Below are 26,125 nucleotides of genomic sequence, written 5' to 3' on the forward strand. Positions count from 1 at the left end.
CAATTTTCTCATCAGTATCACCAAGTATCGAACCTAGTTGCTCTGTGCTAATACCAACAGTTTGAGCGGCGAACGCCATTGATTGAAACTTTGATGCTGATATTCCAGCCGCGTACGCTGACCGCTCTATTTCTATACTTGCGCTAGCCATTTCACTAACGAAACTAGAAACGCCACTGATTGAAAAACCGATAGCTATTGCAGAACTAATGGCGCTTGTTGCTTTATTTACGCTTTTACTTAGATTTTTATAGCTACGCTCCATGCCTTTAAGCTGTTTATCTGTCTGGTCTTGAGCTTTCTTTAATGCCTGGACGTATTGCGCGGTTGACGCATTAAGCGCAACGTTTACGCTTGATAATTGTTGAGCCATTGCGCCCCCATTAAGCGATTAGTTTTTTTAATTGACGGATAACGTAATAATCAGGATCGTCTAAATCACCCTCTATCTGAATTTCTTCTTTGATAGCGGTAATAAATGTTTTCAGGTTTGATTCACGCAGTTTATCTGGCATGTTTATTGTGGAATTTAAAATTTTACGGGCTTTACTAACTCTCTCGTCTTCTAAAAAATCAGGTACGCCAGGCTGTAAATATGGGAATAATTCCGTTGCTGGCTGGCCTTTTTTATAGACCTGGTGTGTTAACAGTGAGGCAATCAAACCTAACTGATTTGCTTGCCTGTCATCAGTCCAGGGATTCCAGGCATTTAATGCTTTAAGCTCTGCCAGGACTTCAAAGGGTAGATCTTCACATTCTTGTATTCTCCAACCTGTTTTCAGTGCTAGTTGAAGAATAAATTTACGCTCTGGATTTTCTATTAACGCCCGCGCGGCTTTTTTTCATCACCCATCAACGCTGCTTTTGAAACCGTGTTAATAATTACGTTAGGTAATTGTTTAACGTCTTCCAGCTCATCAATTGTAAACATTAATTGTCCGTCTTCTTCACACGCGCATAATGCAAAAATTGTCGCGTCAATATCACCTGATTTACATGCTGACAATAAATGTGATTGCGAACCTTTAAGGTGCATGTAATGAATTTTTTCACCCATACATTCAACTGTGTTAATTTTGTTTTTAATTTTTAATAAACGTTCTTTAATGCTCATACTCAATACCTTTTAAAAAACCACGCATTTCGCGTGGCTAGATTTTTATCCTGTAAAACCCATCGCCGGTGCGCGTGTTTTTGGGGGTTTACTCTGTTAAGTCGGGTTATCTTCCCAATCGCCTAGAGCGTCATCGACTGCAAGGCTAAATGTTAATGTTGTAACAGCGTCAAATTCGCCAGCACTTGAGCGCGAACTAACAAAACCATTCCAGGTAATAAATGTGCCAACAGCAGAACCAGCAGCCTCTAAGATCTCAATTTTAAATGACTCTTTATCACCAGCCTTGTAACTGGCTAATAGATAGATGTGAGAAGCGTCAGCAGGATCGAAATTAACTACGATCTCAGCGTTACCAGTTGTTGAACTGCCTGGTAGTTTTCGCGGGTACTTCTGGCCGAATTGCGGGACTTCAACAATATTTAATTCATCTGTCGGGTGTGTTATTGATTGTATATTTGCAATTTCTACAAACGTGCCCGGGGTGGCGCTTTCATAGTAAACTTTGGTAAAGTTACCTACTGAAATATCGGTTAAACCAGCCATGTTATTACTCCTTGTTATTCCCGCAGACGAACTGTCACGGTTAAAATTTTAATGAATACGTCTTTATCTGGATCGTATTCGTCTGCTACGTCCTCTACTAAAGTGAGTAAAAAACTTGAATCAGAATATTGATCTAATGTGCTTATTAAATTCTGAGTTAATAGCTGCGCCTCACTAAATTCATGCGCTACCAGGTACACGTTAAAAACGTGGGCTGAAATAGTCGTTCCGTTTTGGTTACTGTCAACATCGCGCGCCACTGATTCCATCGAATAACAAATAGCGGGATACTTTGCGGTTTCTGGTATGTAAACGGGATATGAATCTAAATTAGTGAGGTTATCTATTAGGGTTTTGAATTGCGGGTGTATTAGGGTTAGCGCCATCTATTACCTTGGCCTCCTGTTCTTCTGAAATTTCTTTCCGCACTTTTTAAAGTTGCGTAAGTGGATTTCGCATAAAACGATAAGTAATAATCCATTTTTCGAATCCAAATGCTAACCACCTTGTCAGCGTTTTGGCCTAATGCTCTGTGCTGGAATAAAAGCTGTTTTCGTGGGGCTTTTCTTTTAACAAGGTGAAGCTTTCCGTTAGTGCTAACTCTCGCGTATGTTTGAGGGGCAACGCCAACCTCATTCATAAACGGATAGCGAACGGGGCGACCTTTTCGGTCTTCTGGTGCGGAGTCATTGAAAGATTCTTTTAGCGTTGTAGCTATGCGGTATTCCTGCTTCTTACCTTTCTTAACCTTGCCAGATTTAGAGATAGGGCTAACCTTTCCGCCTATCTTGTTATAAATACCCTTAGTAAGCGTTAGGCTTCGTTTTGTTAGACCAGTAGCAAACGGGGATTTATTACGGGCGGCATAATTAACAACGTTAAAAGCGTCTTTACCGGCGCGAAGCATTGCGGTCCGCTTCCAATTTAGGCCGCGCTCATCTGTCATGCCCTTTAAGGCTTTATTAAGATGATCAACACCAATAGCATTAGAGGTTATTTGTAACGGCATAATTACCGCCTTGTAGCAGTTATAACCAGGTACTCGTTTAACAATCTAGGGTTAATGACAGAGCCAATGTCGTACTCACTGCCTTTAAATTTGATATACATCGTTGGATCTATATCTTCCAGCGATTTGTTATACCTGGTAGTGAACTCGACAACGTTTTGAACCTGTCGTAACGTACCGTCTGCTGTCTTACTTGATAGGTGATTTGACTCGCACCAATAAACACCAATGCTTTCGGTTTCGTTAGTGATAGCGCCGAATTCGTCTTTCACCTGGGAGGGTTTAACAACTTCGACTCTGTGTCTTAATCTTCCAGCTCTTACAGTCATTTCTAGCCCCCTGACGGTATTCTATGGAGGTTAAATAAACGTCTTGATGTGATGGGAACTTTAAACGCCTGAACGCCGTAGGTAACATCCTCGCGCACGTTATACATGCTAGCTGTTGCCATAAATACGCCCTGCTTAATAGCACTAGGCAGTGAGCCTATGGCATAACCGCATTCATAACGAATTACAAAATCTGTATGGTTTCGATATAACGATTCATTTAATGAAATGCTTTCGTCAATTTCGTTAAATTTATAACCAGTTATAATCTCAACTTCATCTGATGTATTTGTTGCTGACACCTCAACAATCGCGGATACCTCACCATAAGGCAGGTATATTTTTTCGCGGTATGTAGCAACGTAAGCATCAACCACGGACGGGGTTAATAATCGGTTTGTTTCTTTCTCTGCCGTATCAATGGCCGCCAGGTAATAAGCGTTTATTAAATCGTTGTCGTAATCATCATCAACACGTAAATGATCACGCATTTCTTTAGGCTGGAAAGCATAAAATTCTTCACGGCTTATAACTTTGGTTCTCATCAGATCCCCCAATAAAAAAGGAGGCCGAAGCCCCCTGATTAATTACGCGCCGTTAGTAGTGGCAACACCCATAACAATACTGTCGTTAGCTCCCGCCATTTCGAAGTATTCCATAGATTTTTTCAGGATTGTTTGACCATCAACCGTGATTTCGTCCAGGATAGTCTTGTTAACATCGCCGTTAGTAACGTTAATAGCTTCTGAAAGCTGACCATACATAATGAATGGAACGTTAGTATCAGTGCCGTTAAGCGCGGGCATGAAATCAGACAGAACAACAGGGATACCAAGAATGGTAATACTGTTAGTTTGGAAAGAATCCATGAAGATCGGACGCTGGTAAGCATCGCGTACTTTCTTAAAGCGTTGTAGCGTTGTTTCGTGCATATACATTTTCGCGCCAGAACGATATTGAATCTTGATCTGATACATTAAATCTATAAGCCAATTTACAATATCTAGATCGTCAACAGGTAAGCCAGTTGATACGCCAGTGGCGAAAGCAGGATAGAAATCAAGATCGCGCGAGTCAGCGCCGTATGTTGGTTTCCAAGATTGACCAGTTGTGTTGGTAATATCTAAACGGTTGCTAGATAAGATACCGCGCATTGAACGCTTAGAGCCTGTGTCTGAACCATCGCCAAACAGGATAGATTTTTCTAGATATTCATTTTCAACGATCTGGATCTCGTACATCAAATCCGACCATAAATTAATATCAGTACCTACCATCGCCTCGTCTGTAATTGGGTATTTACCATGACGTTTGAATACGTGAGAACGGATCTCACCAGTGTTAGGTGTATCCGATTCAGGCCATGAACTACCCGCAACATTTTCGAAACCATCCTCTACGCTGGTGAAAGATGTTGTCACTGTACGGCGTGTATTTCGAGTCATACCGCGCGAACCAACATTACCGATAATCGCGGTAGTTTCACGCGCGCGTTTTAGGATGCTACGATCTAGAATTTCAGCAACGGCGTTACCACCCTCGGCAGATGTTGTAAGGTTAAGAATTTTTTCAGCGAAAACTTCGAAACCGTATGTTTTTTCCTGGCCTGAAAGCTTGCCGTACTCTTTGAACATCGTAGCCCAGTCAGCAGATTCTAAGATTTGCTTTTCTGTTTTAGTCTCTACGTGTTGAGTTGAGCGAGTAGCAAAGTTAGCAATTTCGTTTTTAAGTTCTTCGATTGCGTCGATTTGCTTTTGTTGTACTTCCGTTAGTTGCTTAACTTCTGTTTCAACTGCGTCAAATTTTTCTACGGCTGTTTCTAGTGCTTTAGTGTCCATGATATTACCTTTTGGGTTTGGGTGATTTAGCTCCTGTGCGTATATCCCACACACACGAAATCGCGCCCGTTGATCCCCAACGTTCGTAATATAAAAAAGCTGTTTAGTTATTTAGATGTGAATTTTTGTAAGATTGAGTTCAGTTCGTCGTTATCGTCATTTGCTGACTTATTAGAAAACTGATTCATGATTTTTTCGGCTGTGCGCTTTGAGTAACCGCACTTGTACTGTAATAGGTCTTGTACTTCGCGCTGTGTTGGCAGGTCTTCATTAGACTTTATGTCGATCAGTACTGATTCTTCGTTACATGGAAAGTTACAAGCTGAGATCTCTTTAATGTCGATTTCTATTAGCTTGTTAATGCCTTTCTCGCGGTCGAATTCTTCTTTCTGTACCGTGTAGCCGATACTAAAAGAATTAACCGCGCCGTCTTTCATAAGCTCATAGAGATCTAAGCCCGCTGTAGTCTTTGAAAGCTTGCCTTTGAACATCAGGCCGCGCTCATCTTCTTTCATTCCTGTAATCACACCTACGGGCATTTCTCGGCCATCGTGTGACCAAAGCAATTGCGGCATAGTGCCTTTTTCAATATGGTTTTGTATCGACTTCTGATATGCGTTATTTTGCGTTTCGTCTTTTGCGTGATCCACGAAATTTTTCGTATTTCCGTAGGCGCTAAACGTCATACTTTCCTGATCAATGTATTTAACATCGAAGCCAACCTGTAAATATTTATTCTGCATTGTTGTTATTCTCCGCTGGGGTTGGTTTTGCGTTTGGATCTGGTAACTCTGGTTTTTCGTATTCCGCCCACGTTCCAAACATTAAATTATTCGTAGTTGTGGCAAATACCTCGCCACCCTCGACAGGTTGAAAGCCCAGGGCTTTTCGTCCCTCGTTAATGGTGATTAAACCCATTGAAACCTGTTTACTAATGATCTCGGTTTGAGTCGCACTATCGCCGCGCATAAAATGCGTATCATCAATTTTTATTTTGAAACCGCGTGGCATTAGTAGATTTAGATGTGACTCAATACGGGTTATGTATGGGGCTAGGGTGTCGGTATAAAATGATTTGTTATTCTGTTCTACGCTGGCATATTTAGAGCCGCTAGCATCGTTTAAGCGGTGCAACGGTATTCCAAACATCGTAGCGATTTTTCCGCGTGATAAAATTCGCTGCTCAATAAGCTGAGAATCAACAGGGGTCATCTGTAGTGGCCTGGCCTTGAAACCAAACTCAAGCAATGCAGTTTTTCCGCTATTACCAGATCCTTTATGGACTTCGTTCCAACTGTCACGCATACGGTTAAACGCTGTAAGGTCATCACCGAATGTCTGATCACTTTCAAGCACCATTCGCGGCGTTGCGTCATTCTCAAATATTGAAGCGGTATGTTTCTCTGTCGCCAGGGCAATACCAAGTTCTTTGCGCGCGTGGGTTAATATTGATGTGCCTATATACCCATCGTATGAATTCATTTTTATGTGAAGAATATCGAACGGGGCAAACGTCTGTTTAACAACTAAACCTGTTTCGCTGCTGTTGGTTGTGTAGGTATACTGAATTGAGCCATCAGTTAACATGATCACGTCTACAGAATTTTGCTGATAAAATGGGATTATTTGCGCTATATTTCCGTAGCGGTTACGGACAATCTCAGCATAGAAATTACCAGATAACGCCAGGCAACTAATACACTGTTCTAGCCATTCCTGGGTCGTTTGATAAAAGTTAGGCTGAACAGTAAATATATTAGCTAGTACCGTGTCTTCGACAGGCTCTAATACGTTATCAACCTTTCTATTAAGTACGATTGGTAGCTGGCCGATTGCGGTTGATAGGATTCTCACGCAGCTAAAAACATCACCATTTTTTGCCACTGTATCGAAATTAATCGGTAAACCAGCCTCTTTCGTTGTCGTTGAATAACGATGTAAATCTAGTATTTCTTTTTTCTTTAGATTCGCGGGAACGTCAGGAAATAACCAGCCCCGTATTGCTTCTTTTATCATTATTATTTCCTTAGAACACTAGGACAGGCCGTGATAGGTACGGGTTAATTTCGGGGGCTTTGTTTAGAGTTGCGCAGGAAAGCGCGATAACAGTTGCAACGATTGCATCAATTTTGTTTTGATAAACTTCTTTCTCAATGCGAACGTTACCCTGGCCGTTTACTTTTAAAATCGCGTTTGTTGCGCAATATTCAAAAATATTACAATCGTATTTAAAACGATTTTCTTTTATCAGTGCTTCTAGCTTGGTGCTAGGCTCTGACATATTCGACATCATTTGCCCCATGCCAAGCATAGGAACGCTTTCAAATTCCAGGTCTTCTGCAATCTCGCCCATCTTCCAGGGATCGAACGCAATAACCTTGGGCTTAAACTCTTTATTCAAGCGCCTGATTTCTTCAATCAAGTATTCGTCGCGTATGGTCTTGCCAGGTATTAAAATTAAGTTACCCAGGGCAGCAGATTTTTTATATATCTGTTGCTGTAGGACACTGGCATTTTGTACGGCATATTCGGGTAGATAGTTTCGAAGAAATACAGAACAACCACCGTCAGGTGTCGGGAATAATAATGCGAAACTTGTTATGTCATTTTTTTGGCTTTTGTCGATTCCGATGTAACACTCTTTACCCCTGAAATCATCAATGTTTAAGCTCTTATCTCTGCAAGCTTTTACTTCGTCCATATCCAGCCAGGAATCAGTACCAGTCACGAAAATATTTAACCTTTTCGTATACCAGCCCGCTTTTTTCTCGACTGAAATTTTAGCCATTTCTGCCTGGGCGCGTAGGGTCTTAATGTTGGGTAAACCGTGTGCCATGCCTAAATTTGCTTTGTACCAGTTTTCTTCTAACCAGGGATCATCGCCCTCATCAATTTCAGCGATCAAATAAAAGTATGAGTCCTGGTTTACCTGCTGTTCTAGTACGGCTTTGCCATCCCGATTAAGTTGGGTACAAAGACCATCTAAAATGAATCCGGCTGTAGTGATAATTAGGAATAATTGATCTGGAATTGTTCCCATTGCCGACTCTAAAACTTCATACAAATTTCTGTCAACGATAGCGTGTGCCTCGTCTAAAATTGAGATCGTAGGCTCTTTTCCGTCAAGCGTATGACTTTGAGAAGCAACAGGGCGAAAGATTCCCTGCTTATGTGGTAGCCTAATTTCGTTCTGTAAGACTTTAAATATTGTTCTCAGCTTTGGTGATTGTGAGATCATTATTTTTGCCGCATTCCATAGAATAGCGGCTTGCTCGCGGGTAGTTGCAGCAGAAAACGCCTGGGGTGCGTAACCGCCTTTAATTAATTTGAAAAGGGTTATCCCGCCGCTCAATGTGGATTTTCCACCTTTTCTGGCGATCTGCGCGTAACAGTAGTTATATTTAAGTAAGCCGTCTTCCTTTGATTTCATCCCGAACAGACAGCAAAGCATAAATATCTGCCACGGTAACAGCGTTGTCGATGGATAAACCACGTTATCCATCTTGCAAGGAATGAAACCAAAAAAATCGACTATCTCTTGCGCCGATTCTTCGTCAAAGTACCAATTTTCGCTGTTTATATCGCGGAAATGACGTTCAGCGGCTAGTTTTACCCACTTTCCAGCAGGTATAAGGCCGTTTAAAACGTCATACGCGTATCTGTGACACCATTTAAAGGTTTGGTCTTTCAGAGTGAGTTCAGGATAGGCATATTTTGCTATATCCATCTAAACCCTTATGTCATGAATTGCTCAAGGCCGCCGAATGTCGGAGAGTCCTTAACATTGCTGTTTTGATAAAAGCCTAACTGCTTTTTCATTTGGAATAGTCGCGCCTCCATCTTGTCGAGTTGGTTTACCTCTGGGCGCGCTTTAACACTGACATTACCGCGATCTGTATCGCTGTCGTATGTGTTACCCTCGCGGGCTAAAAATTTCTTTAAATTATCAATCTCAATAAACAAAACGGCATAAGATCCGATCGCTTCACGGTTAGATAACGTGGGATCTCCGACTACCTCGACATATATTTTCAAAAAGTAGTCATATACCTTTTTTTGCTTCTTGCCTTTGATCTCAATCGGGTATGATTCCATAGCAAAAACCGTCCAAAAGTGGCTAAAAGTGGGGTATTTTAGGTCAAAAAGTGTGATTTAACGTGAGTAAAGGTTTCAAGCAGCTATAACCATGATCGAGGGTTTTTCAGAACCTCCCCCCCTTGCGTTCGAGGTCGGAGGCATGTCATGGCATAGATTTATTTATTTATTCGCTTAGAATTGCATACAGAGACAATTAATTTATTTATATTGTCTTAATATATGTATGTGTGCATCACTCATAGGGCTAGGCTTATAGTCCATACACCAGTGTATGAGCTTATGTGGTGTAGCACGTATGCGCCTGTACTCTGCTGTTTTCTGCCTATGGCATGGGGCACATAGAGACACTAGATTATCTAAGTCCCATATAAGCATCCTAAAATCAATGATCTCTAACCAGTGATCTATCTCAGCAGCAGGGGTAAGAATATCAATGGTATTGCATAGCTCGCATATAGGGCTGTTCTGTATTTTACGCTCACGTAGGGCGCGCCATTTAGAACTGTTATATATGTTGTTTAATCTACCCATACGGTGATGGTCTAGCACCTTAGATGGTGCTGATATTAATTTGTGCTTCTCGCAACGGCTTCTATTAGTGGCTATCTGCTTACAGCCACCATAGGAACAGCACCTATTCAACTGTTTTTCGTTTCCGCTTAGGCTTATCTATGTGCATGGCCTTATTAATAATGCCCTGGCCGATAACCTCGTATTTATTAGGATCACGCTCATATAGCCACTTAGCTATAGTTAGCACCTGGCCTGTTTTAATGTGGGTTACTTCTAGCTGATGGCTCATTTTAATTTGTCCTCTAATCGAGTTAATCGCTTATCGAATTCATAGACGTATTCAGTGCGGATAGTTGATAGCTGAGTTCTAAATAACATCAGGTCTTTTTGTACCTGGGCTATAACGACCTGTTGCTTGATTAGCATCAACTGATTGTTACTCACTGTATTAGCAATCCACGCAGACATAGCTAATAGCAATGATATAAATAGCGTCAATACAATGTTATTAAATTTGCTGTCTGTCATAGCTTGGTTCTTAATTTGTAGTTATGTTTAACCAGGTCTTTGATCTTTTCACCGTCTTTATTCATAGACGTATCTTTACGCTCTGTAATCATATCAACGATGCTATCTAGCAGCATGAGAAGAATGTCAGAGCCAACAGTTTTAAGTAACATTAAGATAAACGCTTTCATGTGCTAATTCCTTTTAATTAAGGTGCTGAAAGCAATCCCATTAGGCAGCGCCAGGGAAAGCCTTATCAGTCCAGCGAGAACCTATCAGCAAATATGGTTAGCTAGAGTCGTTTGATCTCAAGCGTTACACCTGGGTTATTGTCTACCAGGCGGTAAAATTCTTTTATGGCCGTGTCACTATCATCTAAACCCCACAAGTTGGGATTCCATGATTTACCTAGTAAAATACAGCCTGTGGTATCAGCAGTTGTATTACCTGCATGAAAATAAACATAGGTACGCTGGCTGTTGCCGTTTAACGTTACGCCTAAGTTAAGATTATATAAGGCCAACACCATTCCGAACTTAGGTGAGCTGTGCCAGCGTAAATCGTAAGTACCAGCAGGAATACAGCTAATATTTTTCGCATTGTTCACCCATTCAAGTTCGAGACTGTAAGCAAAGTGACGGCCATTTACGAATAACTGACCGAATGTTGCCACGCCTGGTATCGTCTTTGTTTCAAGTAGCAGCTTAATCATAATCTAACCAGCTTTTTACCATCGCCAATATCGTTAACGACTAAAATTAACTGTCTAATAATGTATTCTAATTCTTCTATCTTCTCATCTTGCCTGGCAACTTTTAGTTCTACATAATGAAATTGTTTCTGTAATTCGTTCATTTTATTTTTCTCCACGCATAAAAAAAGGCTATCCGATTAGGGATAGCCTTTGTGTATGTGAGTATGTTTTGTTTAAAGCATTGAGCGTGATATACCGTAAACAATGGTGATGATTAACACGCAAGAAATATAAAGCTTTCGGTCTGACTTGTTGCGCTTGTTTAGTTCAGCAATACGCTCTATAAGCCTGTTATTATGCTCGATGATCTCTTGCATCAATTCATCCTTGTTCATTGGCTCATCCAGATATTTAAACCTAACGCTATGAAGTAAACAGAGGCGTTAATCAACAGCCACTTAACGTAACGCTTATTGCTTGCGAACATTCGCTCATAAATTTTTAGATTGTCCTGGCTCAAGCCTAGAATTATTTCATCACGTAATTTTATTGAGTTATTTAACCGTTCTACTTCTTCAACGTGTTTCAGTGTGTTCATCGTCTTGCAATCCATCCAGTAGGCTCTTTATCATCAGCAAAGCCATTACCTAACCATTTACCAAGCTCAAACAATGCGCGTTCTTCTGACTCGAAACAGAAGCGCGAACCATAACCAGAACCATCTAAATCATGCAGTATGGCCGTTGTGAACATTAAGCTAGTTAAACAACTGTAAGTATCCGATTCTTTGTGGTGTACGATTTGGTAATAGTGGTTCGATTCTAAGAACTCAACGAATTCTGGGTTAATCATTTGATCGTTTCCTTGGTTTAAGCTGACATATTAAGCAGAACAGAACGGTATAGCCTGCTGTGCTTAGACTCCGGCGAGTTGTCAACCTTTGGCGCTTGAGCCGCTAACTTAGCTGCTCGCTGCTTTGCTTTATACTGTAATTGATACGCAGCTATTTTTACCGCGTTTTTAATCCGTGATCGCCTTGCAACTTCGGGATTATATTTGCTCCTGGTCTTATCACCGCCAGCGCCATAACGTGACTGATGATAAGCAGCACAACACGGCTTACACTTATTCTGCAGGCCGTCTATGTTTTTAGTTGCTTTGCTAAACTCTGAATCGTCTTTAAACTCAAAGCATGTATTGCATGGTTTGGTCATAGTGTTGGCATCATCATTAAAACCTTTCGGTATAGCTCACTGTGATTTAGCAACTTAGCCTCATCATTTTTAAGCTTGATGTAATATTTACATGAACCATCAGAGATAACGTTTTTGCGTGGTGGTTTAGCTATCTTGGCTCTTAGCTTGCGCTGATACTCTTTATGGTAAGCATTACGCTTAGTGTGGTCTTGCGGGTTTTTAATCCTGTTAAGCCTGGCAGATACTTTACAGCATTTTTTGCAGTTACTTTGTAGGCCGTCTGGCCTACTGATACGCTTATAGAATTCGGTTACGTTCTTAACCTGGTTGCATTTACTGCACATCTTATCCATAAAATACCTTAATTCGTTTAGCAGGTACTAATAGCTCGACCTAAAAATATAAATAAAAAGCACCACATAAGTTGCTGCTATTAGTACCTACTAAAAAAACTATTAAAGAGTGACGCGCTTTGATTTTTAATTTATACATCGTTTTAAGATATATGATGCGTCACTCTTTAATTTTTGGTGGCTCTGATTGAACTTGAATCAATGACCCTCCCGTTATGAGCGGGACGCTCTAACCAACTGAGCTACAGAACCGAACTTGGCGCACTCCCCTCGCGTTTTAATACGACAATCTTGGTGGATTTTGGGGAATGCATAATTTGGCGCGCCGACCTGTAATCGTGCTGTTCAGCCCCCATTTTAAAAAAAGGCTTAACAAACCAGGTCGGCGCATTATTTAAGATAGAAGACGAGGCTAAACAGAGAAATAATACTTGAGACATAACAGCCCTATAATAAATCCCGTCTTCTAAATTTGGCGGGACAGTTCCACGCAGCGGATTAACAAGGCAAGAAACGATCAAATAACACCTTGATACTGTCCCATAAATTGGGTGGCGGGATAGTTGCCCAGAGGAATGATCAAAAACCCCTGTACCCCGCCATAATTCGTTATTTTTAAAGTGTCACTGCTACTCGTCATAAATACAGAATCGGAAACATTCAAATTTAAAAAACAGTGACACCATAAAAATATTGGTGCGGGGGATAGGTATTGCACCTATGACCTCATAAGGAAATCTTTTAAACCTTATGCGCTCTAACGTTTCTGAGCTACCCCCACATTATTCATCGCATAACAGGCATTGATAAAAGTGGATTAAACACCGGCTTAATAACCTGTGGCTTAACACATTTTTTCCTGTTAGCTATTACCTTGTCTTGATTGTTAGCCCGCCATAATTTCTGTTTGGATAAACGTGCTGCTTTCTTCTCTGGCGATAACTCAAGGTAAGCTCTACGCTGTCCCTGCCTTACCGTTTCACGGTTTGCAGCCTTAAACGCTGTAACCTCAGTGCTTTTACACGTCTTGCAAGAACCTTGATAGCCGTCTGATGTTGATTTATTCTTATAAAATTCAGTTACCAGCTTGGTTAATTTACAGCTATAACACCTCTTATCCAACATCGTAAACCCTTTTAGCACTCAATAAAAAACCCGCTTATCTATTGCGGGCTGTCGCTCTTGCAAGCTACGAAATAATCTTACATAAGGTGACTATTTTAGTCAACAGTTATTTTGTTAACTGATTCTTAAATACTATTCTACATAAATAGAGCCGTTTTTTATATGCCATAATACTAATGTTTATATGTTCGGCACGTTCTATCTGACTCCTGAATGTTTGCCTGGTTAACCCGTACTCAATATCAAATACCTGGCGCTGACCTTTGCTGATCTCATTCTCATATACCTGGTAAATAAAATCCAGGCGGTCTGATAAGAATAAGCCGCACGTACCCTTTTTGCGTTCTCCTTTGTTCTCGCCTGACTGTATCTGATCGCCCTGGTTTAATCCGCTGGCCTCACGACTTGAGATACATTTATCATTCAGTAACCAGTAAGCAAATAGATCTAACTCATCTTCAAAGCCCATACACAACCCCGCAACCAGCGTTTAACGAGGCTTTAACATCATCAATACTACGAACTACAGCAGCCAGGCCGCCATGCATAGCAACACGTTTTAACCACATACGCTGATGATCGCTAATTCTGCCCGTTGGTGTCTTAACCTCAATAGCTAAAAATTTACCGTTGCACGTCATCCCGATAATATCAGCCGTTCCACGACCTAATCCGAATTCGACCATCCGACCGTTAACCAGGGATTTACCTGTATTGCATCTATGCACCCAAGCGATGCGATCATCCCTGATTAAAAAGTTGATAATATCCGCCTGAATTCTGGTTTCTAGTCCTGACATATTATGTCCTATATGTGGCCGAATCCTCCATATTAGTTATAAGTATATACATAGGATTCGGCCATCTTAGTTAATGTTTATGGTAACTGAACTGGTGTTCAATGACGTGATTGATCATTTTTTGTTTCTCGTTATTCGTTAATAAAATCGGCTGTCTGTCGCCGCTTATCTGTCTGCGTGATCTGTTTGTCATAACACCAAACCTGATTAGCGTTTCCTTGGCGAACTTAATAGGCTTTGTTGGTCGTGGTTTATCTACCTGCTTATTCGAATATCGCTTAGTGGAATACTGAGGTGATAACAGTCCCAGGAATATCAAACGGTCTTTGCGTGACCACATATGATCTATTAGCTTTTCGGCGTTTGATTCGGTTAGCTCAAAATCTTCCTGGTACGCGTAATTAATCGAGTTCATAAGCTTACGAACTTCCGCGCCTCGCACTTTCTTGAATGCGTGTAGGCTTGATGCTTCGCTATCGTCTTCTGATAATTCGGGTAGGTGTTTAGCCCACATCATTCGTTTAGCCTTAACAACTCCACGATCTTTATAGAACGACAACCAGGTTTCACAAACTGATTCGATCCCGCACGATTTACAAATCACATAACAGGCTATTGCTGCATCGTCTGCCAGGGTTGGATTACCTAAATCAGTTAAGCGGTCGTATTCGTCATCCGTTGGCATATCAGCCGCAATGATCGCCGCTTTGAATTCTTCGTTATATTCTTTGCTGAATTGCTCAAAACAATCAGCCTGGTCTATTTCTTCTATGTTGATCATGTTTACCTTGAACCCATATTCTGCAAGCATCACGTATAGGTACGCCGAAAAGTTATTTTTAGCGCGGGATTCTTTAGACTCGATTTTATTTTTCAGCGTGTCGAAGTCGTGCGAGCTGGCCGTAACACCGTAATTATTTTTAGACTCATCTGATAAGATCTGTTGTTGTTCGTTCAGCAACCATTCGTCTTCGAGTAATGCGCTAAATATCTCAGCTACACCGATTACCCAATGCTTAACCATTCGCGCCCTCCGTAACATTTGAATACAATCCTGTGGAATTATTGAACCGCCACCAAACAGGCCAAAGCCAATATCAAATTTAACATCGGTAATACTTAGGCCGCTGCGGATTGATGGACTATGAATTATGCAATCATATTTAGCCGCTTCTACATTAGCGTTACCCATGAATTTGCTGGCTGGTTTGTATGGCTTGTCGGTGGTCTTGCTGGTAATGAGTAGAAATGATTTTTCGGGATATTCTTTAACTAACATAGCGTGAAGCTTTTCAGCATTACCGCACCAATCACACGCCACGATAGAACGCTGATCATTCTCTAATGCAAATTTAATACTGTTGGTAACATAATCACGATAACCATCACCGTAAAACCAGTCGCACGTCATGCCAGATTCTAATGCTGTCGGGTTAGGTACGGCAATAATATTAAACCGTTCACCTGGTCGGCAATATTCTAAAAATTCTAGTGTTGCCGTGTCTAGATCTGCATCGAGTACCAGGACTGATGCGGCTTTGTTTATTATGTATTTAAGCTTTTCGTAAACAGCTACGTTATTCATGCCGTTTAGCTTGGCAGTGATCATCCTTACTACCTGGCTAACCTCATCAATGATTAAAACCTGTGTTCTATCAACAAGGCTTTCAAGCTTACCGATTATTGACGGTAAACACGTTGCTAATTCTGTGTACTGCCTGGTGCTTTCGTTTAACTGCAAACCAAGTATTAATGATTCTTCTTTTACATCGTCGTAATGGTTTGTCTTGAACTTATTAACCAAGTCAGCAACCAGCGTTCGAAGATGAGCAAGCACCGTTATATATTCGCCCCTGGCCTTGGCATCGTTAAAAAACGGTATGCCTAACACGGACGTTTTGCCGCCTGCGTGAGGTGCTTTTACAACTGTTACGCCGAAATGATTAAGGGCAGAATTAACAGCCTCTGATATTTTTTTATATCGTTTGTAGTTGTGGCGGCCTGTTGTTTGCTTGTCGATACTGATTTGATCTTTTGCCTGGCGCGCGATTTCACGGCTGACTATTTCAATGCGGCGTTTTAATGATTCCGAAGTCTCAACGGACATAAAAGGATTTAGGCAGATTAGCCAATTAAAGAACGGGCGTTCACCACCATGTACCGTGAATATATCCGACTGGCAGCGCGTTAATAATGTAATTGCAGTGCGGGCTATGGCTTCGGGTGCGTCTGGTGATAATGCTGATAGCAGTTGAATCATCTTTTTTTTCTGTCGGCCATCTTCCGTGTCCAGTGCTTTAACCTGCCACATGTTAAAGTCAGGTAAAGGATCTCGCACGTTGTCCAGTTCCAGGGCTACAGCATTTAATCCCTGGCTAACATAAATATCATTCCAATCGCCAGGTTTACCAGGTACAACCCATCGCGTGACGGACTCCATGCAAACCCGTTGGCCTGTACGTGATTTGCTATCGTTATCCAGGGCAACCACAACAGAACAACCAGGTTTAATCTGCCTCAACTGCCTAACCAGGTTGGGTGCGTTTTTCTCGCCTACAATTGCCAGGATGCAAACATCATCAGGACAGCCCAGGGCGTTCCAGACCGTTACCCCATCAGCGAAACCACCAGTAATGATGAAGTCGTTATACTGTGCGGCCTGTTTGAATGTGCAGCCAATCGGGGTAAAACGTGGCGCTGAATTTTGATGTGCTTTATATTTTGCATCAAGCATCGTTCGCTTGCCGTCTATAAATATCCATTCCTCCCCACATTTGCCATATGCTAGGGTATATATTTCTCTTGCTATGTAACAGCCTGAAAGATCTGTTCGGTGGTCGTTGGTTGCATCGCTTGCGCGCAATGAAACGCGGGACATACTGAGCTTATTAAGCCCCTTTGCAATTATGTAGTTATTTGCTAGTATATCCATGCGTAAAAACCTGTAAGTAAATTAATGTATAGCCCGACTTGTTAAGCAGTCGGGCTTTTTTATGCTTTATTTTGGTGACTGAATGACGCTTATTGCCTGTGCCATTTCAAACATAAAAACGTCTATTCGTTGCTGCATATCCTGTATATATTCTTCATCACGATAAACACGTTCAGTTAAATAACCGCTGCGTTCTGGTAATCTTGGATCATAAGAAACAAAGTCGCACCACTTGCGGCCTGTGACTAATAAACCGAATTGTATTTGCGGTTTATATTCATCATGAATAGTTTCTTGCTTAACAACTAATTCAAAGAATCGCTTAACCTGAGTTGTTGATTTAGGGCATTTAATCTCTAATAACCCATCACCATAAATCACCCCGTCAGGACTATAACCGACATAATCATTTAACTCAAAAAACCCGATCTCTGTCACTGTATTACCTGAATCAAATTCGTACCGCTGACGGGCTTCGTCTTCGTAATCGTTGCCCCACTGCATTTCTTTTGACTTGAATTGCTCAACTGGTTTACCTGTCAACTTATCCGCAATCAATTGAATCATATAGTTTTTAGTCATTAATGATGGTTTACCACCTCGACCGTTTGACATAAGATTGTGAACCATAGACCCTGTAATTTTACCCAGGCGTATTTTTAGCCACTCATCAGATCCTTGCTTTAACGTTTTATGAATTATCATTAGCTAATCACCAGGGCGTTTTTAATTTTACCTACCAGGCAGAACAATCTATATTTGCTGATGTACTCGTTATCTAACGTGTATTTTCTGTAGCGGTTGCCCTTAGTCATAACAAATTTAATAGCATCTGATGTCACTGAAATGTTAAGCGTATCAGCGCCAATATCTCGTTTAATGTGATCGGTCATCTTTTGTATTTCGATCTTCTTTTCTATCGTTTTATGATGCGTTGTATTAAGCATTAAATCTGCCGACTTTTTCATAGTGACTTTCGATTTCTTCACAAATTTTATCCCATCTTGATTCGTTAGTGAGTACCATTAAGCAACTGGCTTGGTGTTTACTCATCCGTGTAAACTGATACTTTTCAGGTAGTCGCAATAGTTGCGCCTCGCTCGCCTGTTCTTGTAACCATTTACGCTGCTTACCTGCTAAATCTGGTTGCCCGTATTGGCTAACAAAATCGTCAGCAGTTGCCAGGGCTTCAACCTTATTTTGTGTGCAGCCTAATAATTTATGCTTACACTTCTTTTTAGCGCCGACCGTGTAAAATACGCCTTTCATGTTGTAGACCAGCACCCAGGCATCCCAACCATGTGACACTAAAATCTGACCATGCCGGAATGGTTCGTAATAGAACCGCGCTAGGGCGAATATCTCTTTTTCTGTCATCGTGAAGTTTGTTATTTTGTCTTTGCCGTTATCAATGATCTTGCCGTTCTTGTCTTTCTCGATCATGTATAAGCATTGAGGGCATTGTTTATCCTTTGGTTCGATAGCACCACCGCAACACGGACACTGTAACGCCGCGTCTATCTCAGCATCATAATCATGCTTATCAAACGTTAGGCGGTCGCCCGCGTTCAAATTGCCGTGTCGTATTAACGAGACACCAAAATCTAATATCAAAGCATCATGTTTAATTACGTTGGGATAATCTGATGGGTTAACCTTTCGGAGTACGCGCCCCGCCATTTGGATTAATGCGCCTTTGCTAGATGATCCCCGGAGGATAAGCAAACAGCTTACCGGGGGGCAATTCCAGCCCTCAGTTAATAGCGTTGCATTTGTTAGTACCTGGTACTCACCACGCTCAAACGCTTTCAATCTTTTTTTGCGTTCCCTGGGCTTCATTACTCCGCTAACATGCGTTGCTGCTATGCCGTTGTCGTTGAATGCCTGGGCTACATCTTTAGCGTGATTAACGGTTTGACAGAAAGCGACAGTTAACCTGGTACTCGCTCGCTCTTTCCACTCGTTAACTATTCGTTGATTGGTTACATCAGTGTTTAATACGGCCTCTACTTGTTCATCGTCTTTAGCGTTGGCCGCTGCTTCTACGCCATCAACTTTGATAACGAAAGCCCTGGGCGGGACTAGATAACCCTGGCGAATAAGATCATCAAGTTGTACCTGGTGCGCCACTACATCTAAGTATTTAGATAGTGACTTTTGATCTCTACGTTCAATAGTTGCTGATGTACCGAAAACTTTTACATCAGGGTTTATTACCCTGGCGCGTTCAATGATCTTTTCGTAACTGATAGCCCCCAGGCGGTGACACTCATCAATTATAATTAGGTCATAATGCGTCATATCATCAAGGCGATGTACAACGGTTTGCATCATTCCGAAAGCATAAGGCTTATTAAAATCGTTATTGTCTGGATCAATGAAACCATAATCTAACTTAGGGTTTACCCATCCAAAAGTCTCGGCGTTCTGTTGTTTCAATTCGTCCAGGTGTTGCAGTATTAACACTCGATTAAACTGTGCTGCTATATATGACAAAACGCAGGTCTTACCCGCGCCTGTAGCGGCCACGCAAGCAACGCCCTGATACTTCAATAAAGCGTCTAACGACTTCTCTACCATTTCTTCCTGGTATCTTCTGAGCTTCATAAATCCACCTTATAAAAAAAGCCCCTGGTATCGGGGCTTTCTGCTATTTTGGTAACTGAATTAGAAATCATCAACCGGAGCAAAATTGTTTGATGGTGCTGGCTGTTGTGCGCCCCAACCCTGGTTTGACGCTGCGCCCATATCAACGGGGTTTCGTTCGTCCTTGTCTTCCAGTGCAGCAACCATTTCATCAATATGTAATGCACTTTCTTTGTTGATAGCTTCTTTAAATGTAACACCTGTTCGTGCTGAGAATGGCATTTTAATATCGAACTTGTAACCATCTGTATTGTCTTGTTTTGTATACAATACTTTCTGTAACACCAGGCCGATTTCAAGCCCTAAAAATTCGTTTACGGCCTGTTCATGCCCCAGGTTATCAATGTTGATTTCGTTTAGTTTAAGCAAGCCCATCATTGCCATTATAATATTGTGACCGCCTTTGATTATTTTACCATCTGCTTTTTCGTAGTAGACAGTTAGATAATCAATCGACTGTTCAGAGGTCGGCCACAATGAAAACTGAATGCCTTTCGTACCTGTGCCAGCAATGATCTTTTTAGCTGTTAGCTTGCCAATATGCTTGCCAGTTTGAAAGCCCATCTGACCTGCTTTTACTGCTTCTTCTTGATTAAATTTCATTTAATTAAATTCCTTCGTATTCTCGAATGATGGCATCAATTGCCGCTAAATCGTTATCAATTTCTTCATATTCAAACATACCCATCGGCGTTTTTACGCAGTCCAGGCCGTTCGTTTTGGTGCTAAAATAATGCTTTCCGTCCCGCTCGTAACAGCGAAACACGATGGTAAATAAACCCTCAAGACATACCTGGCTATCAATCAGTTTACCTACCGTTTTAGGCTTAACGTTGCCGCGCTCGTCTTCCTGGATGTGCGACATAATATAAACGGTCACATCATCAGCCAAGGCGCTACAGTGCTCTATCAGGCCGATATAGCTCTTAGCCATAGCGGTAAACTTTGTATACCCTGTTTCGTCTACACGGCGTAGTGATTCGTTTTGCATAAAGTAATTGGAATCGTCAATGATTATGCATTTTTTACCCGCGTTAACTGCTGCGTCAATCACCTTGTGAACGGTTGTGTAGTTGTCGCTGATATACAGTGAGCCGCTTGTGTCTTGCGCGCTGAATTTCTTGCGCCAGGGCGTAGATTTGAACGGTAATGATTTTCCTTTGTTTGGCTGTATCAGTAGTGATTTTTTAGCATCTTGATTTCTTAATGACGCGCTCTTACCACTACCAGACCCGCCAATAATTAACGACAGTACGGCCATTTAATATCCTGCTATTTTGGTAACTGAATGATACCGACAAAAAAACCAGTAACTAGGTTACTGGTTGGCGGTGTTTATTTAATCTTAAATTTAATAATTTTAATTTTAATGCCGAGGTGAGATATAACTATCCCCTCGTTTTTTGAGAAACAATCCATATTTTAAAAGAACACCTAATCCGTAAGTTCGCAAACAGACTACTCCGATTATCGGTGTTCAATCAAGTATTTTTTTTAAGATATATCGAGAGTTACATCTACATGAGGCATTTTAATTATAACCTCACCTTTAGTTTGATTAATAAATATATCGTTATTCATTGATTTCATAAAGATAGAACCATCTTGATTAAAATCACAAACGTCTAATATAGTTGACAGATTAATAATGAATTCTGCGCGGTTATCGTCATTAGATAGATCTTTAGACAGTTCGCTAATTTTTTTATACGCGCCCTCTATACCGCCAAACTTATTAATGGTCGATATATCCTCAAGCGTCTTATATATTTTGTTGTTAATATTTTCTAAATCTACGTTTAATGATTTTATTTTATCTTTAATAATATCAATACCAATTTCAGATATTAGATCCGCTAACTGTTCGATCTTAATTTCTAGGGCTGCTTTGTCGTTCTTCAATGATCCTAGCGTACCCCTAAGGTAAGCAACGCGCTCTACAGCTTCGTGTTCGTGTGGCATGTTCTCAAGCAGTCCAGCAACAACGATAACGATGGCCTCAACGTACTTATAACGAAAGCTAGGAAGCTTACATTTTTCATTATTATACTTTCGGCTAGAGCATGTTAAATATCTGTAGTCCTGGATCTCTCCGCTTGCTGGATATTGCTTTTTTCCATGCAGATAGAGGTTCATGCCGCAAACGCCGCATTTAGCAATTTTAGTAAGGATATTTGATGTTTTTAGATTTGATAGTATCGGATCTGAGTTAGTAGAGTTGCGCCTTTTAATCTCTGCCTGGGTTAAATAAAAGGTGTCTTTGGATATTACGCCAGGGTAAAAGTCTTCGTGCTGGAACGTTCTAACGTCTAATAGGCCATAAGTTGCCTTGTTAACTAATATTTGCCTAACTGATGTTTGACCCCATTTCTTAGCAGATCCAAGGGTGTTAATGTTCATATCATTTAACAGTCTTGCAGTTGCAGACATTGATTTATTATCGAGGTACTTTTCAAAACATAACTTAACTGATTTTGATAAATCATTTAATATATATTTCTTGTTCTGTTCGTCATAGGTAAACCAGGCAGGACTTTTAAGTTTTGGAGTTTCACCGCTTTCTATTAATTCCCTTTTTACACTCCAAACTTTTGCGGCTGAATTAGATTTTTTTAGTGATGATTTCTTTGCTTCCCATAATTCAATAAATTTAAAAATTAGATTATGGATAGCATTCGGTTCATCTTTAGTATAAATATGATCGCAATCTGTGGTAGCCATGTTAATTCCAAGGCTCATAAGTAAATATATGTCAGCATAAAAATTATGGACGTTCTCTCTATCTATTTCGTTAATATCCCCGAATAACAATACGATAGGTTTAGATAGTGTTGATTCATCAGAAAGTGCTCCAAGCTTGCCCTGGAAAACTAGCCTTTTTATATCTGAAATTGAATCTATAAAGAATCTGCTTTTATTTATATCTATATTTATTATATTGGCGTTATTATCTTTAACCCATTTTGATTCTTTCTTAGATATTTTAGAACTATCTATAAAATATCTATATAAAATAACGTTGCAGTCTGTCATGTTGTGGACTCATTTAAATATCATGGTCTATGTATAACACATTAACTTTGTTATTAAAAATGGTTTACCTCAACTATCGGAACAGCAACGTCATAATATGTCAAAATCTTATCAATTATAAAGCCTTACTGAGTTATAAATTTATTATAAGATTCGTGAGTCATTAGCTTTAATTTGGCAGGTAATCCAGACTTTTCAATTAGAACAGCTCTGAATGTCTTGAATTCTGCAACTCTATACTCATCATTACAATTTAGTTTTCTAAGTGAATCAGAGTTAACTGCTTGAATTAACTTAATAGAATTTTCAAAATTAACGCCTTTCCCAATCTCTATTTTTTTAGTTTCAATTGAAAATGTATTATTTAATTTTGATGCGGCTTTAAAAAAAGATTTAGAATAATGAAGTAATGAGGCATTTATATTTAATTTAACCTCTATCTCTTTGTTAGATATACCATTGTTATGCATATTAAGTGCCTTACCGCCGATTTCGAATTTTTCTAGTATCGTTTTAGCTTTAGCGTATGGCTTTCTGGTAGGTGTTAGCTTTGTCTTTGCTATGTGAGCAGATAGAGCGTCAACCTTTGGGGCTTCTGTGGTAACTATATCAGATGATATATCTCCAATTGATAAGCCTAGAGTTTTAAGCATATCTCTTACGGTTTCTATATCAGTGTTTTTATTCTGAGCTGAGTCTATAGAGGTTTTGAAGTGTTCAAGCTGTGACTTATCAAACTTGGTAAATATGCTAGTTAGCTGGTCGCCTGATAACAATACTGCTTCTCTAAATATTGTCGAAATTGCTGGTCTTACTTCAATCATCATTTTTACTCAGTGGGTGTTAGTTGAAAGCACCATAGAGAATTTGTGACACATACGCAAAAAATTAAGCAAAATAATCGACTTAACTGCATTATGTATAGAATGTGATCTGATAAGCGATCAGATAATAAGCTATACCAGCTCATAAAATGTGATCACTATCTGATCGTAATAGTGACACAATCTGATCAAATGTCATGTATATAACGTATGACTATGATTTATAAAAAAAAGACTATACATACTTATAAAATATATAGTGTCAATACCCATTTAATACTAACGCGCTCCGCTTGCATCCTGCCTAAACCGTGTCGCCTAGATTAGCAAAGACACGCTAATCACGACACTCTCAGGCAGTCTAGTACCTATTTTGTTAGCTGAGAATGATTATTATTATGGATATTAGATGATTAGCACTGAAAGCTTTTACGGCTTTTTGTAAAAACTGTAAGGGCTGCCTCGCGGTCAGCGTCCTAAACATAAAACCAAGTGATTAAGTTCAATGTGTGTGTTGTAAGGCTTGCGCAGCATACAATACCCCCTAGCCCGTAGCATCATTAAATGCTTTCAAGGCGTAGGAGGAGGTTGTGGTATTAATCTAATTAAAGATTTAAGTCAGTCCCACATGCTTTAAGGTCATCGTATAGTATTTCTTAACATACCTACCAGGGGCGACTCATTACAGACCGCGCAAACATCCTGGCGTAGCTACTCGCTTAAATTACCCTAACTGGTCAGCTTAACTAGCTTTTCACTCCGCTTTAGCCGTGGCCTATAGCATCGCGTTCTAGCTGACTTTAAAACTCAACTTGTCGAACCGTGAAATCAAGCGGGGATTTTAAACCCTCGTTGGCATCCATCTGGGTATCGCTCTGGGTTTGGTTATCCAGCTAGCACGATATTTACCCCGAATGGCGATCGGACATATAAACAAGTTAAGGCAGGGAAAAATAAATTGGAATTTTTTCGAAGTGTCCTATATAATTAAGGAGTACGAAAACGTTTATTTTCCCTGACGTTCTTACATTCATTCAAATAAACCAGTCCGCCAAGATAGAGTTATTTGAATGATAAAAATGATTGAAAAGAAAAGCTGATTCTAACGAGTCGGCTTTTTTTTCGACTTCGAAACTCACTCTATAGATCATTTCCGATCAGATCAAGATCTTTATTTCACCAAGCCTAACAAACATACTACAAACATACTGAGATAGCGTGTTACACATGCTACAATCATTAACTGTTATGTTTCTGTGAATTTTATTTGAAATGTAGTGTGTTTGTAGTATGTTTGTAGTATGCTTTCAGCGTGTAAAACATGCTACATTTAATATATTTGTGATGGAGATCGAATGTCTAACATAGAAAAAGTCGCTATTAGAGGCGAAAAGAAATCAAAAAACATTATTGCTATCATCTCTCAAAAAGGTGGATCTAGTAAATCTTCAACTGCGATGCAGTTAATATCATTTCTTCTTCAGAGTGGGAGAACCGTTTGCTTAGTTGATGCAGATAGGCAGGGTACGCTTGCAAGGTGGGGGCAGGATAGAAAGCTAGAAAAAGATTTACCTCAACCAACTATAATTCAAATTTATGATGATATAGCGGCAACGCTTCATGATATGAGCAAGATTTTTGATTATGTAATTGTTGATACTGCTGGCCGTGATGCGCCAGAAATATACTCTGCACTTGCTATCTCACACAAAGCAATTGTAAGCATAAGGCCTAGCCAAGTCGATTTAGATACATTGGAAACAATGGATAGAGCAATAAGAAGATCTAAAAAGATTAACCCTAATGATCTATCCGCTCATATATTGTTTACTCAATGCCCTACTAATGCAAATTCTAAAGAAGTCATAGAAGCTAGAGAATATGCAGAAGATTATGACGAAATGACAGTTTTGAAAAATGTAGTAAAAGAAAGGGTTGTTTACAGACATTCTGCCAGTGAGGGTAAAGGCGTAATTGAAATGAATGACTCAAAAGGAATTATTGAGTGTAATAATTTTATTAAAGAAATATTAAAGGCTGACTAATGGCAGTAAAAAAAAGAGATAGACCTAGTGATGATAAATCTTCACAAGAACATAAGCACATTGATCCAATAGCTGAACACCTAAAAAAAACAGAAGGAGATCGACAGGTTAATATGTCGTCTGCTGATGGTGGTAAAACTGTAAAAATTGCAGACTTGCCAATATGGGAACAGGATTTAAACGATGTTTATGTTGATCCTAGACCAAGAGCAAATACCAAAGGCGAAATAAAACCTCAAGATGGTAATGCTGGTTTCAAGTTTGAATGTAGATTAAGTGAGCATCACGGTAAATGGTTAGATTACATAGCAGCTAAAGACGGAAGAACTAGAAACGGAATGATAGTTCATTTGATAAATGAGCTTATAGAAGAAAAAATGCTTGAGATAGCATCTAAAAATGATGGTGAAGAAATAGTAAAAGGTTGATATGCAGTGCTACAAACATACTATAATCATACTAAGTTAGTGTGTTTGTAGTATGTTGCAATCTCGTTATTGTTGACATTTACCATGCTAACGGT

Annotated in this window: 32 protein-coding genes and 2 tRNA genes; 2 read left to right on the forward strand and 32 right to left on the reverse strand. The window is 40.1% G+C overall.

All coding sequences use genetic code 11. The features are described from left to right. The 32 genes from PE36_RS15800 to PE36_RS15960 form a co-directional block, all read right to left on the reverse strand. The coding region (locus tag PE36_RS15800; protein WP_006033043.1) for a hypothetical protein at positions 1-373 on the reverse strand (373 nt) is incomplete at its 3' end. Positions 374-383: 10 nt separating this feature from the next. Continuing rightward, positions 384-662 carry a hypothetical protein gene (locus PE36_RS15805; RefSeq protein ID WP_006033044.1) on the reverse strand — a complete coding sequence of 93 codons (279 nt, stop codon included), beginning with the start codon at positions 660-662 and terminating at the stop codon, positions 384-386. A gap of 158 nt (positions 663-820) precedes the next feature. Beyond that, positions 821-1,114: a hypothetical protein gene (locus PE36_RS15810; RefSeq protein ID WP_006033045.1), complete on the reverse strand. Its 294-nt coding sequence runs from the start codon at positions 1,112-1,114 to the stop codon at positions 821-823. A 96-nt stretch (positions 1,115-1,210) separates the two neighbouring features. After that, positions 1,211-1,660 carry a hypothetical protein gene (locus PE36_RS15815; protein ID WP_006033046.1) on the reverse strand — a complete coding sequence of 150 codons (450 nt, stop codon included), beginning with the start codon at positions 1,658-1,660 and terminating at the stop codon, positions 1,211-1,213. A gap of 14 nt (positions 1,661-1,674) precedes the next feature. Next, complete coding sequence (locus tag PE36_RS15820; RefSeq protein ID WP_006033047.1) at positions 1,675-2,046, reverse strand: hypothetical protein; 372 nt, start codon at positions 2,044-2,046, stop codon at positions 1,675-1,677. After that, a complete protein-coding gene (locus PE36_RS15825; RefSeq protein WP_006033048.1) occupies positions 2,037-2,669 on the reverse strand; it encodes a hypothetical protein in 633 nt (210 codons plus the stop codon). The genes PE36_RS15820 and PE36_RS15825 overlap by 10 nt, the downstream gene beginning before the upstream one ends. Before the next feature lie 2 nt (positions 2,670-2,671). Continuing rightward, positions 2,672-2,998, reverse strand: coding sequence for a head-tail adaptor protein (locus PE36_RS25025; protein ID WP_006033049.1), 327 nt, complete (start codon positions 2,996-2,998; stop codon positions 2,672-2,674). 2 nt (positions 2,999-3,000) lie between these two features. Further along, positions 3,001-3,543 carry a head-tail connector protein gene (locus PE36_RS15835; RefSeq protein WP_006033050.1) on the reverse strand — a complete coding sequence of 181 codons (543 nt, stop codon included), beginning with the start codon at positions 3,541-3,543 and terminating at the stop codon, positions 3,001-3,003. Positions 3,544-3,585: 42 nt separating this feature from the next. Next, a complete protein-coding gene (locus PE36_RS15840) occupies positions 3,586-4,836 on the reverse strand; it encodes a phage major capsid protein (protein ID WP_006033051.1) in 1,251 nt (416 codons plus the stop codon). Positions 4,837-4,943: 107 nt separating this feature from the next. Further along, on the reverse strand, positions 4,944-5,579 hold the full coding sequence (locus tag PE36_RS15845; protein WP_006033052.1) for an HK97 family phage prohead protease: 636 nt from the start codon (positions 5,577-5,579) through the stop codon (positions 4,944-4,946). Further along, the gene (locus PE36_RS15850) at positions 5,569-6,852 is read right to left on the reverse strand and encodes a phage portal protein (RefSeq protein WP_006033053.1); all 1,284 of its coding nucleotides are present in this window, start codon (positions 6,850-6,852) and stop codon (positions 5,569-5,571) included. The genes PE36_RS15845 and PE36_RS15850 overlap by 11 nt, the downstream gene beginning before the upstream one ends. Before the next feature lie 10 nt (positions 6,853-6,862). After that, positions 6,863-8,563, reverse strand: a complete 1,701-nt coding sequence (locus tag PE36_RS15855; protein WP_006033054.1) for a terminase large subunit — start codon at positions 8,561-8,563, stop codon at positions 6,863-6,865. A gap of 8 nt (positions 8,564-8,571) precedes the next feature. Continuing rightward, on the reverse strand, positions 8,572-8,931 hold the full coding sequence (locus PE36_RS15860; RefSeq protein ID WP_006033055.1) for a P27 family phage terminase small subunit: 360 nt from the start codon (positions 8,929-8,931) through the stop codon (positions 8,572-8,574). A 201-nt stretch (positions 8,932-9,132) separates the two neighbouring features. Beyond that, complete coding sequence (locus PE36_RS25030; RefSeq protein ID WP_006033056.1) at positions 9,133-9,465, reverse strand: HNH endonuclease signature motif containing protein; 333 nt, start codon at positions 9,463-9,465, stop codon at positions 9,133-9,135. A 267-nt stretch (positions 9,466-9,732) separates the two neighbouring features. After that, positions 9,733-9,975, reverse strand: coding sequence for a hypothetical protein (locus tag PE36_RS15870; RefSeq protein WP_006033058.1), 243 nt, complete (start codon positions 9,973-9,975; stop codon positions 9,733-9,735). Then, the gene (locus PE36_RS24430; RefSeq protein ID WP_006033059.1) at positions 9,972-10,145 is read right to left on the reverse strand and encodes a hypothetical protein; all 174 of its coding nucleotides are present in this window, start codon (positions 10,143-10,145) and stop codon (positions 9,972-9,974) included. Before PE36_RS24430 ends, PE36_RS15870 begins: the two co-directional genes overlap by 4 nt. Before the next feature lie 101 nt (positions 10,146-10,246). Continuing rightward, positions 10,247-10,666, reverse strand: coding sequence for a DUF5675 family protein (locus tag PE36_RS15875; RefSeq protein WP_006033060.1), 420 nt, complete (start codon positions 10,664-10,666; stop codon positions 10,247-10,249). Further along, positions 10,663-10,809 (reverse strand): hypothetical protein, encoded by a 147-nt coding sequence (locus tag PE36_RS24435; protein WP_157517796.1) that lies wholly within the window; start codon positions 10,807-10,809, stop codon positions 10,663-10,665. Before PE36_RS24435 ends, PE36_RS15875 begins: the two co-directional genes overlap by 4 nt. A gap of 72 nt (positions 10,810-10,881) precedes the next feature. Beyond that, positions 10,882-11,043: a hypothetical protein gene (locus PE36_RS24440; protein WP_006033062.1), complete on the reverse strand. Its 162-nt coding sequence runs from the start codon at positions 11,041-11,043 to the stop codon at positions 10,882-10,884. A 199-nt stretch (positions 11,044-11,242) separates the two neighbouring features. After that, entirely contained in the window at positions 11,243-11,500 is a 258-nt protein-coding gene (locus PE36_RS15885) for a hypothetical protein (protein ID WP_006033064.1), read from the reverse strand. An 872-nt stretch (positions 11,501-12,372) separates the two neighbouring features. After that, positions 12,373-12,449, reverse strand: a tRNA-Met gene (locus tag PE36_RS15900). A 442-nt stretch (positions 12,450-12,891) separates the two neighbouring features. Then, positions 12,892-12,978: transfer RNA gene (locus tag PE36_RS15905), tRNA-OTHER, on the reverse strand. 450 nt (positions 12,979-13,428) lie between these two features. Further along, a complete protein-coding gene (locus PE36_RS15915; RefSeq protein WP_006033068.1) occupies positions 13,429-13,791 on the reverse strand; it encodes a hypothetical protein in 363 nt (120 codons plus the stop codon). Next, positions 13,781-14,122, reverse strand: a complete 342-nt coding sequence (locus PE36_RS15920; protein ID WP_006033069.1) for a VRR-NUC domain-containing protein — start codon at positions 14,120-14,122, stop codon at positions 13,781-13,783. Before PE36_RS15920 ends, PE36_RS15915 begins: the two co-directional genes overlap by 11 nt. A 70-nt stretch (positions 14,123-14,192) precedes the next feature. Then, positions 14,193-17,054, reverse strand: coding sequence for a plasmid replication protein, CyRepA1 family (locus PE36_RS15925; RefSeq protein ID WP_157517797.1), 2,862 nt, complete (start codon positions 17,052-17,054; stop codon positions 14,193-14,195). Positions 17,055-17,120: 66 nt separating this feature from the next. Further along, positions 17,121-17,759 carry a lambda exonuclease family protein gene (locus PE36_RS15930; RefSeq protein WP_006033071.1) on the reverse strand — a complete coding sequence of 213 codons (639 nt, stop codon included), beginning with the start codon at positions 17,757-17,759 and terminating at the stop codon, positions 17,121-17,123. Beyond that, the gene (locus PE36_RS15935; RefSeq protein ID WP_198138627.1) at positions 17,759-18,022 is read right to left on the reverse strand and encodes a hypothetical protein; all 264 of its coding nucleotides are present in this window, start codon (positions 18,020-18,022) and stop codon (positions 17,759-17,761) included. Before PE36_RS15935 ends, PE36_RS15930 begins: the two co-directional genes overlap by 1 nt. Continuing rightward, complete coding sequence (locus PE36_RS15940) at positions 17,994-19,661, reverse strand: DEAD/DEAH box helicase (protein ID WP_006033073.1); 1,668 nt, start codon at positions 19,659-19,661, stop codon at positions 17,994-17,996. Before PE36_RS15940 ends, PE36_RS15935 begins: the two co-directional genes overlap by 29 nt. A 60-nt stretch (positions 19,662-19,721) precedes the next feature. Further along, entirely contained in the window at positions 19,722-20,303 is a 582-nt protein-coding gene (locus PE36_RS15945; protein WP_006033074.1) for a hypothetical protein, read from the reverse strand. A gap of 4 nt (positions 20,304-20,307) precedes the next feature. Beyond that, complete coding sequence (locus PE36_RS15950; RefSeq protein WP_006033075.1) at positions 20,308-20,961, reverse strand: hypothetical protein; 654 nt, start codon at positions 20,959-20,961, stop codon at positions 20,308-20,310. A 233-nt stretch (positions 20,962-21,194) separates the two neighbouring features. After that, positions 21,195-22,733: a recombinase family protein gene (locus tag PE36_RS15955; RefSeq protein WP_006033076.1), complete on the reverse strand. Its 1,539-nt coding sequence runs from the start codon at positions 22,731-22,733 to the stop codon at positions 21,195-21,197. A 125-nt stretch (positions 22,734-22,858) separates the two neighbouring features. After that, complete coding sequence (locus tag PE36_RS15960; RefSeq protein ID WP_006033077.1) at positions 22,859-23,560, reverse strand: hypothetical protein; 702 nt, start codon at positions 23,558-23,560, stop codon at positions 22,859-22,861. A 1,352-nt stretch (positions 23,561-24,912) separates the two neighbouring features. On the opposite strand from PE36_RS15960, the gene PE36_RS15965 reads away from it, so the two are divergent. Together PE36_RS15965 and PE36_RS15970 are read left to right on the forward strand one after the other, a co-directional pair. Beyond that, positions 24,913-25,602 (forward strand): division plane positioning ATPase MipZ, encoded by a 690-nt coding sequence (locus PE36_RS15965; RefSeq protein WP_006033078.1) that lies wholly within the window; start codon positions 24,913-24,915, stop codon positions 25,600-25,602. Further along, positions 25,602-26,030, forward strand: coding sequence for a hypothetical protein (locus tag PE36_RS15970; protein ID WP_006033079.1), 429 nt, complete (start codon positions 25,602-25,604; stop codon positions 26,028-26,030). Before PE36_RS15965 ends, PE36_RS15970 begins: the two co-directional genes overlap by 1 nt. Positions 26,031-26,125: the final 95 nt, after the last annotated feature.

Source organism: Moritella sp. PE36 (assembly GCF_000170855.1).
Taxonomy (GTDB): Bacteria; Pseudomonadota; Gammaproteobacteria; order Enterobacterales; family Moritellaceae; genus Moritella.

Bases quoted from the DNA above. Each gene is read 5' to 3' on its own strand.
- PE36_RS24430 (WP_006033059.1), bottom strand. From the start codon at position 10,145: ATGAAAGCGTTTATCTTAATGTTACTTAAAACTGTTGGCTCTGACATT.
- PE36_RS15940 (WP_006033073.1), bottom strand. From the start codon at position 19,661: ATGAAGCTCAGAAGATACCAGGAAGAAATGGTAGAGAAGTCGTTAGAC.
- PE36_RS15970 (WP_006033079.1), top strand. From the start codon at position 25,602: ATGGCAGTAAAAAAAAGAGATAGACCTAGTGATGATAAATCTTCACAA.
- PE36_RS25025 (WP_006033049.1), bottom strand. From the start codon at position 2,998: ATGACTGTAAGAGCTGGAAGATTAAGACACAGAGTCGAAGTTGTTAAA.
- PE36_RS15840 (WP_006033051.1), bottom strand. From the start codon at position 4,836: ATGGACACTAAAGCACTAGAAACAGCCGTAGAAAAATTTGACGCAGTT.
- PE36_RS15960 (WP_006033077.1), bottom strand. From the start codon at position 23,560: ATGATGATTGAAGTAAGACCAGCAATTTCGACAATATTTAGAGAAGCA.
- PE36_RS15955 (WP_006033076.1), bottom strand. From the start codon at position 22,733: ATGACAGACTGCAACGTTATTTTATATAGATATTTTATAGATAGTTCT.
- PE36_RS25030 (WP_006033056.1), bottom strand. From the start codon at position 9,465: ATGGGTAGATTAAACAACATATATAACAGTTCTAAATGGCGCGCCCTA.
- PE36_RS15855 (WP_006033054.1), bottom strand. From the start codon at position 8,563: ATGGATATAGCAAAATATGCCTATCCTGAACTCACTCTGAAAGACCAA.
- PE36_RS15820 (WP_006033047.1), bottom strand. From the start codon at position 2,046: ATGGCGCTAACCCTAATACACCCGCAATTCAAAACCCTAATAGATAAC.
- PE36_RS15815 (WP_006033046.1), bottom strand. From the start codon at position 1,660: ATGGCTGGTTTAACCGATATTTCAGTAGGTAACTTTACCAAAGTTTAC.
- PE36_RS24435 (WP_157517796.1), bottom strand. From the start codon at position 10,809: ATGAACGAATTACAGAAACAATTTCATTATGTAGAACTAAAAGTTGCC.
- PE36_RS15930 (WP_006033071.1), bottom strand. From the start codon at position 17,759: ATGATAATTCATAAAACGTTAAAGCAAGGATCTGATGAGTGGCTAAAA.
- PE36_RS15835 (WP_006033050.1), bottom strand. From the start codon at position 3,543: ATGAGAACCAAAGTTATAAGCCGTGAAGAATTTTATGCTTTCCAGCCT.
- PE36_RS15885 (WP_006033064.1), bottom strand. From the start codon at position 11,500: ATGATTAACCCAGAATTCGTTGAGTTCTTAGAATCGAACCACTATTAC.
- PE36_RS15945 (WP_006033074.1), bottom strand. From the start codon at position 20,303: ATGAAATTTAATCAAGAAGAAGCAGTAAAAGCAGGTCAGATGGGCTTT.
- PE36_RS15860 (WP_006033055.1), bottom strand. From the start codon at position 8,931: ATGGAATCATACCCGATTGAGATCAAAGGCAAGAAGCAAAAAAAGGTA.
- PE36_RS15965 (WP_006033078.1), top strand. From the start codon at position 24,913: ATGTCTAACATAGAAAAAGTCGCTATTAGAGGCGAAAAGAAATCAAAA.
- PE36_RS15875 (WP_006033060.1), bottom strand. From the start codon at position 10,666: ATGATTAAGCTGCTACTTGAAACAAAGACGATACCAGGCGTGGCAACA.
- PE36_RS15845 (WP_006033052.1), bottom strand. From the start codon at position 5,579: ATGCAGAATAAATATTTACAGGTTGGCTTCGATGTTAAATACATTGAT.
- PE36_RS15850 (WP_006033053.1), bottom strand. From the start codon at position 6,852: ATGATAAAAGAAGCAATACGGGGCTGGTTATTTCCTGACGTTCCCGCG.
- PE36_RS15870 (WP_006033058.1), bottom strand. From the start codon at position 9,975: ATGACAGACAGCAAATTTAATAACATTGTATTGACGCTATTTATATCA.
- PE36_RS15915 (WP_006033068.1), bottom strand. From the start codon at position 13,791: ATGGGCTTTGAAGATGAGTTAGATCTATTTGCTTACTGGTTACTGAAT.
- PE36_RS15810 (WP_006033045.1), bottom strand. From the start codon at position 1,114: ATGAGCATTAAAGAACGTTTATTAAAAATTAAAAACAAAATTAACACA.
- PE36_RS15925 (WP_157517797.1), bottom strand. From the start codon at position 17,054: ATGGATATACTAGCAAATAACTACATAATTGCAAAGGGGCTTAATAAG.
- PE36_RS24440 (WP_006033062.1), bottom strand. From the start codon at position 11,043: ATGAACAAGGATGAATTGATGCAAGAGATCATCGAGCATAATAACAGG.
- PE36_RS15950 (WP_006033075.1), bottom strand. From the start codon at position 20,961: ATGGCCGTACTGTCGTTAATTATTGGCGGGTCTGGTAGTGGTAAGAGC.
- PE36_RS15920 (WP_006033069.1), bottom strand. From the start codon at position 14,122: ATGTCAGGACTAGAAACCAGAATTCAGGCGGATATTATCAACTTTTTA.
- PE36_RS15935 (WP_198138627.1), bottom strand. From the start codon at position 18,022: ATGAAAAAGTCGGCAGATTTAATGCTTAATACAACGCATCATAAAACG.
- PE36_RS15825 (WP_006033048.1), bottom strand. From the start codon at position 2,669: ATGCCGTTACAAATAACCTCTAATGCTATTGGTGTTGATCATCTTAAT.